Source organism: uncultured Prevotella sp., assembly GCF_946407605.1.
In the GTDB taxonomy this organism is placed as follows: domain Bacteria; phylum Bacteroidota; class Bacteroidia; order Bacteroidales; family Bacteroidaceae; genus Prevotella.
The window spans coordinates 218,811-232,835 of record NZ_CAMJOS010000003.1 but is presented as its reverse complement, the minus strand read 5'-3'; the positions used below and the strand labels follow the sequence as shown (position 1 = coordinate 232,835).

Here is a 14,025-nt window from a genome sequence, read left to right as displayed (position 1 = left end):
CAGTGAAGGCATTGGCTTTGTACTGGATGCAGAGCATGGTCAGGTTCTCGCTGCCAGTATTCTTCAGTGCACGCTTGCCATCGGGAGCGACGCGGATAATGGTGCCTTCGCTGACGGGGAAAATCTCACCGTCCACCTGATACTGGCCTTCACCCTTCAGGATAATGTAAAGTTCCTCGTGAGTCTTGTGGGTGTGCAGGAAACCACTGTCCTGACCAGGAATGAGTGTCTGGAAACTCAGTTCGCTACCAGTTGCACCTACGGCCTGACCTGCGAACACCTTGCCCTGAATGGTTACGTTCGGTCCCATGGGGAGCACGTGCTCGATAATCTCACTCATCTTACCTACGCTTACTGCGCTGAAGTTCTTTCCACTCTTAATTGTCTCAATCTGTTTCATAATTCTTATTCGTTTAAAATATTATTTACTAGGTGCAAGGACAGTGCAAACCGAATGCAGAAAGCTTGCTTTATGCTGAGGTGCAGCCTGTCCTCGCGGTGCAATTATCTCGAATTGCACCGCAAAGGTACGGCAAGTTTTTCAATCCCACAAGAAGGCACTTTTTGGTGAGATAGTTACCAAAAAGTAGGAATTGTGATGTTATCGGGCTTCTGCGAAGGTGACATTAACTTAGATTAACTAAGTATAATTTGGTAATTCGGTAACTATTGGTTACCTTTGCACTAAAATCATGAATTATGGCAGATATTAAAGCAGAGTATTTGGCTTGTCCAATCAGGCAAGTAGTGAGTCGTTTCGGCGACAAGTGGTCCATGCTGGTGCTCTATATGCTTCACACCAGCGAGACGGGTATATTGCGTTTCAATGAGATCCGCCGTCTGATGACGGACTGTTCCCAGAAGATGCTCTCGCAGACGCTGAAGAATCTGGAGCAGAGTCACCTTGTTCATCGTGAGGTCTATCCAGAGGTTCCTCCCCGAGTGGAGTATTCCCTGACCGACATCGGCAAGTCGCTCATGCCAACCCTCACCGCTCTGATAGCCTGGGGCAAGCAGCATTTCAAGGATGTGGTGACGGATTAAGATAAGAATCTGATATGATACAGCAAATTGAAATAACCCTGAAGCCGAAACGTCGCGGCTTCCATTTGGTGACGAGCGAGATTCTGAGCCAGTTGCCGAAACTGCCGAAGACGGGCATCGTGAACATCTTCACGAAGCACACCAGTTGCGGACTGAGCATCAACGAGAACTGCGATCCGGATGTTCGCGTGGATATGGAAACCATCTTCAACCGCCTCGTGCCCGAAAATCGTCCTGAGTATGAGCATACGCTGGAAGGTGCCGACGATATGCCTGCTCACGCCAAGTCCACGTTGAGCGGTGTTAGCATTACCATTCCCATCACCGATGGCCGCTTGAACCTCGGCACTTGGCAAGGCATCTACTTCTGTGAGTTTCGCAACTACGGAGGTTCCAGAGAATTGGTAGTAACAATCATAGGAGAGTAATAATCCGATAAAACAAAAGAAGGTAATTATATGGTTAACTACGGACTTAAGGATAAAGTAGCCCTGATTACAGGAGCGAATAACCCGCAGGGGATTGGGGCAACGACGGCATTTGCTTTTGCTCGTGAAGGGGCAAAGGTGGTCTTGATATACAAGAGAATCCATAGGCAGTTTGACCAATCGAAGACTGGCAAGAACGGTGTGGACAGGTATTTCGAAGCAAACTCAGGCAATGCTGATCGTGTTGAGAGCAGGCTAAAGGAAATGAAAGCCGACTATATGATTCTGGAAAGTGACATTTCCAATGAAGATACTGTAAAGGAAATCTATTCTAAAGTCCTTGAACGATATGGGAAGGTCGATATTCTGGTCAACAATGCGGCTGATGGTGACATGGACGGTATCGACACCATAGAGAAAATTACGCAGAATGTGATTGATGACACTTTTGCGGTCAATGTCCGCGGAAGCATCTTGATGACAAAGGAGATGATTACTCATCGCGGTGATTATGGACGTATCATCAATATTTCAACCGATGCATCACAGGTTTTTGCGGGGCAGATAGCCTACGGAGCAAGTAAGGCCACACTTGAAGCACTTACCCGCAGCATAGCCTTGGAGGTGGCAAAGTACGGCATTACCGTCAATTGTGTTGCACCAGGTCCGACTCAGACGGGATGGATTGACACCGATTTGGAACTGTCTGTTCTTCCAGTCATTCCTATGGGTAAACTGATTCAGCCGGAAGATATTGCAGAAACGATTCTGTTTCTGGCAAGTGAGCAGGCGAGAATGCTAACTGGTCAAGTCATTAAAGTATCTGGTGGACATGCCTTATGACATTATGACTGACTACGATTCCATCTGGCGCACACAAGACGAAATTAGAACGGTGGTGAATGCCGTTCTGGGCGAATGTATCTGGAATCTCAGTTACAGCGAACGACGGATGGCCATTGAACTGGAGCTGACTGTCACCCTCAATGATGATGCCTTCAGCAACCTCTGCTGCCAGTTCTCCATCACTGCCGACTACGACGGCATCGGAGCAAAAGGTTCGAAATTCGCATTCTATCTCTGAATCCCCAGATAATCGAAGAACTTATCAGGCCAGTAGTTCATAACCAGTTCGTCTGGGAAATCAGTCTCTGCCAGCAGCGGATAGAGACGTTCATAGTCGGCTATCTGGAATGAGATATGTGCATCGCTACCGAGGATCGTGGGAACCTCGTATTTCTTGCACAAACGCAGAATCTCCAGATTATTGTCTCGTGCCACAGTCTTCTTACGCTGTGGAGCCAATGAATGGTTGTTTACCTCCAATAGCGTATGCGCTTCCTTGGCTGCCAGCACCAACTGCTCGAAGTCCATTTCAGCTGAGCCATCGCCTGGATGACTGATTATGTGAATCTTGGGATCCTTGATGACACGGATCATTCCCTCCGTATTCTCCTCCTTCGTGCCACCTTGATACCACGCAGCGTGAATGCCTGCAATGGCGAGGTCAAGCCATCCTATTTGCTCATCAGTCAGATCGAGACTTCCTTTCGTATCAAGGATATTGATCTCGCAGCCCATCAGCAGCCGAATGCCGTACATCTGGCGGGGCACGGTGAACATATTCTTGAAATACAGGGTCGGACACGTGCCTGGCACACTCGGCCCATGCTCTGTGATACCCAGCACTTCCAATCCCATGTCGGCAGCGGCCTTTGCCATTTCCTGCAAGCTACTGTAGGCATGTCCCGATGCCACCGTATGCGTATGCGCGTCAATTAATACCTTTCTCATTTGGTGCAAAGATACTAATTTTATCATATACAAAAGACATTCTCCCTGAATTTCACACTTTATCGAAGAAAAATGTGTAAAAAATCACACTTTTCGACGATAGAATGTGATTTCGGTTGTAGTAAATGCTTAATTCTGAAAGAAATAATTGTTTTTCAAAATACCAGTTTGAATTATATGGCAGATATTCAAAATGCCAGTTTGAAGAACAAAAAAAATAGCCTATACTCTGCGGAAAGTGCCAAAATTTGATAGATTCCGCAGAGTATAGGCATGTTTTTAGTGAGTATGTTGTATCATTTTGTAAACATTTCGAAATTATAGATTTTTACATACCCTGCTGAAATTTTTGCGGCTATTTTGCGGCTATTTTCTGAATTTGCATTGTTTTTGAGACATTTTCTGGCCCAAAAACGAGGTAATACGCCTATGCCAGCATAATACAAAATCTCCCGCAAGTCATTGACTCACAGGAGTTTTGGAAGGGTGCCCGGACGGACTCGAACCGTCGACATTCAGAACCACAATCTGACGCTCTAACCAACTGAACTACGGGCACCATTTATGAGAACAAAATGCATCGCCTTTCGGTTTTGCGGGTGCAAAGGTACGCAAAATCCCTGACACCACCAAACTTTTCTCCTACTTTTTTTATTTTGCCTCGCATATTTCCATGATTTCCGCTGCGGAATCCACTACAGTGAAGCCCATCTCGCTCGTCATCCGTCTGTAGCCCCAGCTCACGGCGACGCCCTCAATGCCGGCATTCTGCGCCGTATTCATGTCTGTGGGTGAGTCGCCCACCATCAGGGTCTCGTCCCTGCCTATGCCCGTCTTTCGCATCACCTCCCACACTATCTCGGGGTCGGGCTTCAGGGGAAAGCCAAGACGGTTACCCAGTATCGCCACGAAGGGAATATCCGAAAAGAACTTACGAATGAGTCGCTCTGTGCCCTCCTGAAACTTATTCGACGCTACCGCCAGCATCACCCCCTTGCCGTGCAGCGCCGTCAACAGCTGCGGCATGCCCGGATAGGGCTGTGTGTATTCGTCGATATGGGCGGTATAGTATGCCTTGAAGTCACCCAAGGCCTCGTCTATCATCTGCTGGTTGTCCCTATGACATTCGGGTAGCGCCCTCATCACCAGATTGCGCACACCGTCGCCCACCATCTGCTTATATTCCTCGCGGGTGTGCGTCGGGAAGCCCCGCACCATCATGGCATGATCCACAGCCTGACTCAGGTCGCCAATGGTGTCGAGCAACGTGCCGTCGAGGTCAAACACACAGAGTTTCTTCTTCATCAGTTCAAGGGCGTCAGCGGGTAAACCAGTGTTACAATCAGGATGTTGGCAGCCAGGATGATGATGTTCATCAGCAGACCGATACGCATAAAGTCACTAAAGCGATAGCCACCAGGCCCATACACAAGCATGTGGGTGGGCGAGCCTATCGGCGTGGCGAAGCTACTGCTGACGCTGATCATCAGGGCAATGAGGAAAGGATAGGGTTCGTAGCCCAGTTTCTCTGCTGCCTCATACATGATGGGGAAGAACATGGCACCTGCAGCCGTGTTCGAGATAAATTCTGTGATAAACGTGCCCACAAAACAGATAGCCGCCATCACTACGATGGGGTTCGTGCCGCACACGTCGAGGATGCTGAAGGCCAGCCGCTCGGCAATACCCGTTTTCTGGATGGCCAGACCCAGCACCACCGAGCCTGCAAACACCATCAGGATGTCCCAGTTCACGGCCTTCATGGCCTGATCGGGACTGCAGCAGCGACATACCAGCATGGCGATGGCTGCCAGGAAGGCACATTGCAGCAGCGGCATCACGTTCAGCGCCGACAGCACCACCATCACAATCATGATCGTTGTCGATATCAGCGTTTTCGGACCAATGTTCACGATTTCCTCGCCCTTCACCAGTCCATGGCTCTCTTGCAGCTCCAGTATATCCTTGATATTTCCAGCAAACACCATGTGGTCGCCACCCATGATAAACTCGTTCTCGTTGATGGGCACGCTCACATTGTCAAAATGGCGCATCTTAATGAGTCGTCCGCCCTTCACGTTGCACAGCTCCGCATAGCCCAGCGTCTCACCAATAAACTTATTGTCCGACGGCACTATCATCTCCACCGTATATTCCACCGTATCCTCATCGTTCGATTCCGGCGCCTTGCGGTCTGGCAGCAGACGGCGCAGGGCGATGATGCTCAGCACACCGATAAACAGGCAGAACAAGCCCGGTATCGTCGTGGCCAGCACGTTCATCACTGAGCCCGTATGTTCGCTATAGAGTCCCGAGATAATCAAGTTCGGCGGCGTGCCTATCAACGTACACACACCACCCATGCCCGAGGCGTAGCTCAGCGGTATCAGCAGTTTCGAAGGAGAGATATTCAGTTTCTTCGACCACATCTTCACTATGCTCACAAACAGCGCCACCACCGTCGTGTTACTCAGAAACGAGCTCAGCGCCGCCACTGGCAACATCAGTCGCACCACGGCACGGCTGTACGATTTCGGCTGTCCCAGCAGGTTCTTCACAATCCATTGCAGCACGCCAGTATGCGTCAGTCCTGCCACCACCACAAACAATACGCCAATCACCACCACCGACGTACTGCTGAAGCCCGAGAAGGCCTCTTTCGCCTCCAGCACGCCCGTGACGAAGAGAATGGCTATGGCACCGAGAAACACCAGGTCGGCACGCAGCTTGGTAAACAGCAGCACGCTAAACATCGTCAACACCGTCACAATGGTGATCCATGCGTGCAGATTAAAACCCCAAAATACGATATCTTCCATACTATTATAAATTACAAATTAGTAGTGTATTTCTCATGCAAAGGTAGTAAAAACCATATTAACCACCAAAGAAAAACGTATTTTATTTGGACTTTCCTACCTTTTTTGTATCTTTGCACAAGAAAAGTCAAACAACCTAAAAAGAAACGATATGAGAAGAATCAACGCATGGGCCATCGCCGTCGCCCTGATTGGCGGCATCACCATCACCTCCTGCTTCTCTGAGAGCAAGAACAACGCACAACAAGTGCGTGCCGAGGAAGACACCAGCCAGTTTGTAACGCTCACCGACGTCGTGCCCGACGCCATCCTCGAGATACGCTACTATGGCACCTACAATTTTGTGGGCACCCGCATCGACGGCTACGAAGAGCCAACCGCCCTACTCTCTCGCGTGGCTGCCGACAGCCTCAAGGCCGTCAGCGACGACGTCAAGGCCCTGGGCTACCGACTGAAGATCTACGATGCCTACCGTCCGCAGAAAGGTGTGGACCACTTCGTACGCTGGGCTGCCGATATCCCCGACACCCTCATGAAGCCCTATTTCTATCCCGACCTCGACAAGAGCGTGCTCTTCGAGCAGGAGTATATCTACGAGAAGAGCGGCCACACCCGCGGCAGCACCGTTGACCTCACCTTGTTCGACATGACTACTGAGAAAGAGCTCGACATGGGCGGCACCTTCGACTGGTTCGGCATTGAGAGCCATCCCGACTACTGCGGCAATCCCGAGACGGGCGAATATACCGGCGGCAGCATCACCGCAGAGCAGTTTGCCAACCGCATGATTCTGCGTCAGGCCATGCTGCGCCACGGCTTCAAGCCCCTCGACAGCGAGTGGTGGCACTTCACCCTCCGCGATGAGCCCTTCCCCGACACCTACTTCACCTTCCCCGTGAAGAAACTATAAAACAAAAGAGTGCGCAGACCCTATGTGCACTCGGGCAGTCACTTTTGGGTCTTTCCAGACGTTCCTTTCATCCGTTCCGATGGTGTTTTGCGGTCGTTCCGATGATACTTTAGGGGGGTAAAGTATCATCGGAACGAGTCGTAGATGCCATCAGAAGCACCCAAAGATGCCATCGGAACGGGTGTAAGATGACGTCAGTCAGTTAGTGCCTTTTGATGTTTAGAAACTTTAGATTTGGTCGAGTGCCTGGCGGATATCGTCAAGGATGTCTTCCACGTCCTCGATACCTACCGAGAGACGAATGAGGTCGGGGGCGACGCCTGCCTCGAGCAGCTGCTCGTCGGAGAGCTGACGATGAGTGTGACTGGCGGGATGGAGCACGCAGGTGCGGGCATCGGCGACATGGGTCACGATATTAATCATCTGCAGCGAGTCCATCCACTTGATAGCGGTGGCACGATCACCTTTGAGTCCGAAGGCGATGACGCCACACGAGCCGTTGGGCAGGTATTTCTGTCCCAGGGCATAGGCGCGGTCGGTGGGCAGTCCGCAATAGTGCACCCAAGCCACCTTGGGGTTGTCGTGCAGAAACTCAGCCACTCGCTGGGCGTTCTTACAATGCTGAGCCATGCGCAGATGGAGGGTCTGCAGGCCAAGGTGGAGCAGGAACGAGTTCTGCGGGGCGGGGATAGAGCCGAGGTCGCGCATGAGCTGGGCTATGAGTTTGGTGGTATAGCCCATCTTGCCGAAGGCCTTGACATAGGTGAGGCCGTGGTAACTCTCGTCAGGAGTACACAGACCCGGGAACTTCTCGGCATGGTCCAGCCAGTCGAAGTTACCGCTATCGACGACGACACCACCTACCTGTGTGGCCAGACCGTCCATATATTTCGTGGTGCTGTGAGTGACGATGTCGGCGCCCCACTCGAAGGGACGGCAGTTGACGGGTGTAGCAAAGGTATTGTCGACAATGAGGGGAACACCATTCTTATGGGCGATGCGGGCGAACTTCTCGATGTCGAGCACGGCACAGCCGGGGTTGGAGATGGTCTCGCCAAACAGCGCCTTGGTGTTGGGACGGAAGGCGGCCTGGATCTCGTCCTCGCTGGCTTCCTGAGACACGAAGGTGCACTCGATACCCAACTTCTTCAGCGTGACACCGAAGAGGTTGTAGGTGCCACCGTAGATCTCGTTGGAGGTAACGATATGGTCGCCAGCCTCACAGATATTGAAGATGGCATAGAAATTGGCAGCCTGACCGCTGGAGGTAAGCACGGCCCCTACTCCACCTTCGAGGGCGGCAATCTTTGCAGCCACAGCATCGTTGGTGGGGTTCTGCAGGCGGGTGTAGAAGTAACCTTCCTTCTCGAGATCGAACAACTTAGCCATCTCGTCGGAGTCGTCGTACTTGAAGGTAGTTGACTGGATGATGGGCAACTCGATGGGTTCTCCGTTCTTGGCCTTATAACCGGCTTGTACGCAAAGCGTACCTTGTCTGAATTTCTTTTCCATTGTTTCTATTGCAATTATTTCGTTATGTCGTTATTTCGTTATGTCGTTATTTCAAAGTTTCGAGGGTCATTTAATAATGACCTTCTTTCCTCCCGAGATGTAGAGGCCCTTCTTAGGAGAGGCTCCCACACGACGGCCCTGAAGGTCGAAGAGAGAATTGGAGGTTTGAGATTTAAACTGACCTCCTTCCTCTTTCCACTTTCCACTTTCCTCTAATAGGCCCGTAATGAGGTTGTCAGCCAGGGCACTGACATCGACAGGGGCGATGCCCTCGTGGGTGGGTTTCACCTGGATGATGGTGCCGTCGTCGGCAAAGGTGAGCTTGTCGATACATACCTCACGATGATAGCCGGGGCCATTGCTGAGGTAGCTCTTGTTGATGCGGTGATAGACGATGTACCAGTCGTCGGTGCCTGGGATGTTGACAACGGAGTTATGGCCCGTGCCGTAGATCTTGTTGCTGGTATCCTGGATGATGACGATGGGGTTCTGAGCCACCTTGATGGGACCCTTTGGCGACGTGCTGGTGCCATAGGCCACATGGTAGTTCTGGGCACCGGTATCATCGACACTCCACAGGAAATAGTAGAGGCCGTTGCGATAGAACACATAGGTGCCCTCACGGTAGGCGTAGGTCTGTAGCGAGCCGCCAGACGGGGTGATGTCGTACTCCTTGGTATCGACACTCATCATATCGTCGGACATCAGGCGGTAGTGCATACGACCATTACCATAATATAAATAGGTCTGTCCGCTGACGGGGTCGGTGAAGACGTCGGAGTCAATCATCTGACCCTCGGAGGTAGTGGTGAACAGGGGCTTCTCGGAGGCCTTGAAAGGACCTGTGGGCGAGTCGGCCACCGCCACACCTAAGGTCTTCTTGCCCAACGAGGCGTTGTGGGCACTGAAGAAGAAGTAGTATTTCCACTGGCCATCGACCCATTTCTCCTCGATGCAGGGCGCCCAGGCATTACCCGAAGCCCAGGGGGCATCGCCACCTTCGGCAAGGTTGAGGATGGTGCCTTCGTTTTGGAAGTGCACGAGGTCGGGCGACGAGAACACATCGAAGCTATAACCACCCCAGCCCTCGTAGCCGTCGGTGGTGGGATAGACGTAGAAACGTCCCGTCTTCTTAGAGAAGAGCACCTCGGGGTCGGCATGGAAGTCGGGCAGTATGGGGTTGGCACAGGCGTAGGCCGTCACCTTATAAGAGGTCTGGGTGTCGAGACCAGGAATCTGACAGACGAAGGTGACGGGGCCCTGAGAAAAGTCCTGAGGACCCTGTGGACTGACGGTGGCGCCTGGCGACAGCAGGAACTGCGGGTCGAAGGCGGTGAGGTCGGTGCCTGGCTCTACGGGAACCTGGATGACGGTAGTGGTGATAGAGGCCAGCGACTGGCGGATGGCGGGATGCGTCATGCCGACGATAGTGGGCTGAAGACCCGTGGCAGGATAGGCTGCCAACAGGGCGTCGGCCTCGGCCTGCGTCAGGGGTATCACCGTGCCGTGACGGGGCGTGAAGGCGCCGCTGGTCTTGGTGTTCTTCACCCACGTAAATGTCTGGAGGTCGGGGCTGGAGCAGAACTGATAGTAACCCGACGAGTAGCAGTCGTACATCAGTATCCACTTGTCCTGATTAATCAACTTGAAGAGTCCACCGCCCTCAACGGCTACGGTGGTCTGCTGCAGGTTGCCACTAATCTCGCCCCACTGACTGCCGTCGGGCTCTCCCTCGGCGGGTGTCAGACGGCGAGCTGTTGACTTGGCAATGCCGTTTGTGGCATCGCTCTTGAAGATGGCGTGGTAGAGACTGTCGTTCTCGTTCCACACAATATCCATATCGATGGTGGCAGCACCGCTGTCGAAGAAATAGCGGGGCTCGTCGATGAAGTCGGTAAAGTCATCGTTGGCGTAGCAGTAGTACACCTTATCGTAAGGGATGCTACCGTCACTGGTGAGCAACGAGAAATAGACCATGAAGCGGCCGTGGGTGCCATCGGTATTCAGGTAGTCGGGGTCCCAGATGGTCTGCGGTGCCCAGACACGCGTCACCTTGGCCCATGTGGTGCTCTTATAGCGGGTGGGGAAATTGACGGTGGCGTGAGTCCAGTGGATGAGGTCGCGGGAACGCATCAGCACCAAGCCGCGGTTGCTGTCCCAGCCCTGCGAGCACTTCATATCAGTGACTGCCATATAGAACCAGCCATCGGGGCCGCGCAGGATATGGGGGTCGCGCAGTCCACCCTTCACCGTACAGCTGTCGGCAGAAACCACACGCTTGCCGCCATTCAGCGGGGTGTAGTTATAACCGTCGCCAGAGAGGGCGTAGTAGATATTCTCGTTATCGTTGGAGGGGAAATAGACAAAGAGATAAGAGGTGTAGGGCTCGTTGGCGTGGATCGAGACATCGAAGTCGCGAGTGGCACGCTGCTCACCCCTGCGGATGGTGGCTGTCAGCGTGACGTGCTGCTTGCCGTCGGTGCCGAGACGTACCACACGTCCATCATTACTGAGATAGCTCGTATCGTTGGAGATCCAGAACACAGGGTCGCCCTCGGCGGCTACGGTAGGTAGCGTCAGGTGGTCGTAGAGGTTATGGACATTACCCCCAATGGAGAGGTGGTCGAGTTCGTACTGCAGGGCCTCAGCATCGTCAAACAGGGGCAGCACACCCACCTCGAAGGAGAGCTGGTCGCTGACTGTTGACGTGCTGAAATGAGCTGTCAGCGTGGCGTGGGCCATAGCGCTGCCAATGGCAGGACGGGTGATATGACCCGTAGAGGTAATCACGTTTTCGTCGCTACTTTCCCACTCTATCTTCACCACGTCGGCATAGCTGGTGGGCAGCGTGATGTCGTGAATCAGGGCGCTAACATCGCCCAGGGTGAAGTTCTTAATGAGGTCGCGGATGGCGGCATCCTCTATCTCGCGGTTCAACACGGAGATGCCACTTTGCAGGTCGGCAATCTCGGCCTCACTCACGGCATAGTTGCACAGCACCAGATGGTGCATCAGGGCATCCTTCAGATAGGCATCGCCGCTATAGCAGCTGCGCCCCAGATAGGAGTTCTTCAGCTGACCGCTCAGCGCCTCGGGCTTCAGCGATACCGTACCCTTGGCGGCCTGTTTGCCATCGAGGATAACACGGCCCTCGGTGCCTTGCTGCACGTAGATGATATTAACCCAGCGACCCTTGGTCAGCGCCTTGCCGGGGTTTACCCGCTGCTCGCCACTATAGTTGCCCTTCGTGATAGAGAAGCGCGACTCCTTGGCACCGAAGAAAAGATAGCCAGAGGTGGACGAGTTGGAGAAACACCATACAAAATTACCATCAGCGGCGATGTTCGTGCCTTGCGGCACGAAGACATCGAGACTGATGGTATAGTCGCTGAAACTCTTAACGAACTGGCCTACCGACGCATCGAACTGGAAGTATCCGTTCTTGCTGCCTAAAGACAACACGGGCTCTTCACCCTCAGTAGTCAGCACAGCACCATTCTTTAACGTTCCGCCATACTGTCCGCTCTGGTCGGTGAGCGTGGTGAAATCGAAGATCACCTTGAGGCTGTCGGTCTCATCGGCCATCACTGGCATTCCGACTGACAGCATGAGCCACAAGGCCCATAACTTACTGGTTTTCAGCATCAATAGCTTTGATTTTCTCTTTGACGAGCTGCATGTCGTCCTTCAGCTTCTGGATCTTACGGTTCATCTCCTCGATGAGCGAGTTACCCTTCTTGCTGCTGGCGGTCAAGAAGCCCAGATTATTCTCGTAAGTTTGAATCTCCTGCTTCAGCGCATCGTACTGGCGCATCAGACGAGCACGTTCGTTGTCCAAGGCACCCTCGCCACGTTCTGCCACCTGCTTGAGGTTGTCCTTGAACTTATTGAGGCGCTTCTTAGCTACGCTGATGTTGAGTTCCTTATAGAGTTTGTCGAGCACAGCATGATACTCCTCGTAGAGCTTATCCTTCTCCTTATATGGCACATGACCAATGGCATTGTATTCCTCGACGAGTTTCTGGACCTTCTCCTGAAGGCCCTCACCAGCCTCTTCAGCCACAGTTTTCAGACGGGCGATGACATCACGTTTCTTATCCAGGTTGTCGCGCTCCTCGTTGCGCTGTCCAGCACCGGCAGCATTGCGGGCCTCGAAGAACTTATTGCAGGCAGCGAGGAACTCCTCCCACAGTTGGTCACCCAGTTTCTTGGGCACCATACCGACGGTCTTCCACTCCTTCTGCAGGGCGATGAGCTTATCGCTGGTAGAACGCCACTCAGTGCTGTCCTGCAGCGCCTTAGCCTTCTCGATGAGGGCACGCTTCTTCTCGGCATTCTCCTTAAAGCTGTCCTTCAGGGTCTTGAAGTATTCGGCCTTGCGGGCAAAGAAATCATCGCAGGCAGCACGGAAGCGCTCGAAGATCTTCACGTTCATCTTCTGTGGAGCGAAACCAATAGTCTTCCACTCGGCCTGGATATCGATAATCTCCTGGGTGTGACGCTCCCAGTCGGCACTGCCTTTATTCTCAGCAGCATTGATGGCCTCAACCTTCTCGCAGAGGGCGGTCTTCTTGGTGAGGTTCTCTTCCTCACGGGCACGCAGATCCTCGAAGTGCTGCTGGTGACGCTTGTTGATGACGGTAGAAGCAGCCTTGAAGCGCTGCCAGATCTCCTCACGCAGCTCCTTGCTCACAGGACCAATCTCGCGATACTCCTGATGCAGCTTCTGCAACTGGTGGAAGGCACTGATAACATCTTCCTCGTCGGCCAGCTTCTCGGCAGCCTCACAGAGGTGTGTCTTGGCTTCCAGGTTCTTCTTGAAGTCCAGCTCGCGAGCCTCACTATTGAGTTTCAGCAGGTCATAGAACTGCTCTACATAGAGCTGATAGTTACGCCACAACTCATTGGCCTTGTCGGCAGGTACAGCCTTAATCTCACGCCACTCCTGCTGCAGGGTCTTAAACTCCTGATAGGTCTTGCTGGCCTCCTCGGGTGAGGTGACCATCGCCTTGATTTTCTCTATAATTGCCAGCTTTTTCTTGAAGTTCTCTTCCTTCTCGGCCTCCTGTTCACGGAACAGCTGCTGACGGCGTTCCTTGATAACGCCCATCTCGGCCTTGAACACTTCCTCGTCTTCATCGGGGGTAATCTGGTAGGTCTCCGGATCACCACCAGCATCAATGAAGTCCTTCAGCTTGGCTTCGCGCTCGGCAATGTGCAGCTTGTAGAAGGCGGTCTTCAGATATTCCACCTCCTCCTTCTGCGGAGCTTCATCGCCATGGGCCAATTCCTTCACGCGGTCCAACACCTCTTTCTTGGTCTCGTAGACCTTGCGAGGCATCTCTTCCTGGGCGGTTTCTACGGTTTCCACTTCAGGAGCCGTTGCTTCCTGCACCTCTTCGGCAGCAGTATTATTCTGTTCGGGCACCTGGATTACTTCTTCTTGTTTCCCCTGTTCGAGGATTGTTTCTTGAGAGTCCATCATTTAACTGTTTTAGTTACTGAATCGATTGGTATA

12 protein-coding genes and 1 tRNA gene are annotated in these 14,025 nt (G+C 52.7%); 5 read left to right on the top strand and 8 right to left on the bottom strand.

The annotated features are described in order from the left end of the window. Positions 1–400: cupin domain-containing protein (locus Q0R57_RS02910; RefSeq protein WP_294743743.1), on the bottom strand; the 400-nt coding region annotated here is incomplete at its 3' end. A gap of 299 nt (positions 401–699) precedes the next feature. On the opposite strand from Q0R57_RS02910, the gene Q0R57_RS02905 reads away from it, so the two are divergent. The 4 genes from Q0R57_RS02905 to Q0R57_RS02890 are packed head-to-tail and all read left to right on the top strand — an operon-like array spanning position 700 to position 2,556. Then, the gene (locus tag Q0R57_RS02905; protein ID WP_294743741.1) at positions 700–1,044 is read left to right on the top strand and encodes a helix-turn-helix domain-containing protein; all 345 of its coding nucleotides are present in this window, start codon (positions 700–702) and stop codon (positions 1,042–1,044) included. Between the two features lie 14 nt (positions 1,045–1,058). After that, the gene (locus tag Q0R57_RS02900; protein ID WP_294743739.1) at positions 1,059–1,472 is read left to right on the top strand and encodes a secondary thiamine-phosphate synthase enzyme YjbQ; all 414 of its coding nucleotides are present in this window, start codon (positions 1,059–1,061) and stop codon (positions 1,470–1,472) included. A gap of 30 nt (positions 1,473–1,502) precedes the next feature. After that, entirely contained in the window at positions 1,503–2,315 is an 813-nt protein-coding gene (locus Q0R57_RS02895) for an SDR family oxidoreductase (protein WP_294743737.1), read from the top strand. Between the two features lie 4 nt (positions 2,316–2,319). After that, positions 2,320–2,556, top strand: a complete 237-nt coding sequence (locus Q0R57_RS02890) for a hypothetical protein (protein ID WP_294743736.1) — start codon at positions 2,320–2,322, stop codon at positions 2,554–2,556. Here Q0R57_RS02890 and Q0R57_RS02885 read toward each other — a convergent pair. The 4 genes from Q0R57_RS02885 to Q0R57_RS02870 all read right to left on the bottom strand — a co-directional run bounded on the left by Q0R57_RS02885 (position 2,547) and on the right by Q0R57_RS02870 (position 6,085). Next, a complete protein-coding gene (locus tag Q0R57_RS02885) occupies positions 2,547–3,266 on the bottom strand; it encodes a phosphatase (RefSeq protein ID WP_294743734.1) in 720 nt (239 codons plus the stop codon). The genes Q0R57_RS02890 and Q0R57_RS02885 overlap by 10 nt on opposite strands. A gap of 485 nt (positions 3,267–3,751) precedes the next feature. Continuing rightward, positions 3,752–3,825, bottom strand: a tRNA-His gene (locus Q0R57_RS02880). Positions 3,826–3,917: 92 nt separating this feature from the next. Next, positions 3,918–4,571 carry an HAD family hydrolase gene (locus Q0R57_RS02875; RefSeq protein ID WP_294743731.1) on the bottom strand — a complete coding sequence of 218 codons (654 nt, stop codon included), beginning with the start codon at positions 4,569–4,571 and terminating at the stop codon, positions 3,918–3,920. Next, on the bottom strand, positions 4,571–6,085 hold the full coding sequence (locus tag Q0R57_RS02870; RefSeq protein ID WP_294743729.1) for an SLC13 family permease: 1,515 nt from the start codon (positions 6,083–6,085) through the stop codon (positions 4,571–4,573). The genes Q0R57_RS02875 and Q0R57_RS02870 overlap by 1 nt, the downstream gene beginning before the upstream one ends. A gap of 151 nt (positions 6,086–6,236) precedes the next feature. Here Q0R57_RS02870 and Q0R57_RS02865 point away from each other — a divergent pair, with 151 nt between their 5' ends. Next, complete coding sequence (locus Q0R57_RS02865) at positions 6,237–6,995, top strand: M15 family metallopeptidase (RefSeq protein ID WP_294743728.1); 759 nt, start codon at positions 6,237–6,239, stop codon at positions 6,993–6,995. Positions 6,996–7,223: 228 nt separating this feature from the next. Here Q0R57_RS02865 and Q0R57_RS02860 read toward each other — a convergent pair whose 3' ends face one another. The 3 genes from Q0R57_RS02860 to Q0R57_RS02850 all read right to left on the bottom strand — a co-directional run bounded on the left by Q0R57_RS02860 (position 7,224) and on the right by Q0R57_RS02850 (position 13,992). Continuing rightward, positions 7,224–8,507 carry an O-acetylhomoserine aminocarboxypropyltransferase/cysteine synthase family protein gene (locus tag Q0R57_RS02860; protein WP_294743726.1) on the bottom strand — a complete coding sequence of 428 codons (1,284 nt, stop codon included), beginning with the start codon at positions 8,505–8,507 and terminating at the stop codon, positions 7,224–7,226. Positions 8,508–8,573: 66 nt separating this feature from the next. After that, positions 8,574–12,152 (bottom strand): family 43 glycosylhydrolase, encoded by a 3,579-nt coding sequence (locus Q0R57_RS02855; RefSeq protein WP_294743724.1) that lies wholly within the window; start codon positions 12,150–12,152, stop codon positions 8,574–8,576. Then, positions 12,136–13,992, bottom strand: coding sequence for a DUF349 domain-containing protein (locus tag Q0R57_RS02850; protein WP_294743722.1), 1,857 nt, complete (start codon positions 13,990–13,992; stop codon positions 12,136–12,138). The genes Q0R57_RS02855 and Q0R57_RS02850 overlap by 17 nt, the downstream gene beginning before the upstream one ends. Positions 13,993–14,025: the final 33 nt, after the last annotated feature.

Coding starts and splice junctions, on each gene's coding strand:
- Q0R57_RS02855 (WP_294743724.1), bottom strand. CDS start 12,152: ATGCTGAAAACCAGTAAGTTATGGGCCTTGTGGCTCATGCTGTCAGTC.
- Q0R57_RS02890 (WP_294743736.1), top strand. CDS start 2,320: ATGACTGACTACGATTCCATCTGGCGCACACAAGACGAAATTAGAACG.
- Q0R57_RS02870 (WP_294743729.1), bottom strand. CDS start 6,085: ATGGAAGATATCGTATTTTGGGGTTTTAATCTGCACGCATGGATCACC.
- Q0R57_RS02900 (WP_294743739.1), top strand. CDS start 1,059: ATGATACAGCAAATTGAAATAACCCTGAAGCCGAAACGTCGCGGCTTC.
- Q0R57_RS02905 (WP_294743741.1), top strand. CDS start 700: ATGGCAGATATTAAAGCAGAGTATTTGGCTTGTCCAATCAGGCAAGTA.
- Q0R57_RS02895 (WP_294743737.1), top strand. CDS start 1,503: ATGGTTAACTACGGACTTAAGGATAAAGTAGCCCTGATTACAGGAGCG.
- Q0R57_RS02860 (WP_294743726.1), bottom strand. CDS start 8,507: ATGGAAAAGAAATTCAGACAAGGTACGCTTTGCGTACAAGCCGGTTAT.
- Q0R57_RS02850 (WP_294743722.1), bottom strand. CDS start 13,992: ATGATGGACTCTCAAGAAACAATCCTCGAACAGGGGAAACAAGAAGAA.
- Q0R57_RS02865 (WP_294743728.1), top strand. CDS start 6,237: ATGAGAAGAATCAACGCATGGGCCATCGCCGTCGCCCTGATTGGCGGC.
- Q0R57_RS02885 (WP_294743734.1), bottom strand. CDS start 3,266: ATGAGAAAGGTATTAATTGACGCGCATACGCATACGGTGGCATCGGGA.
- Q0R57_RS02875 (WP_294743731.1), bottom strand. CDS start 4,571: ATGAAGAAGAAACTCTGTGTGTTTGACCTCGACGGCACGTTGCTCGAC.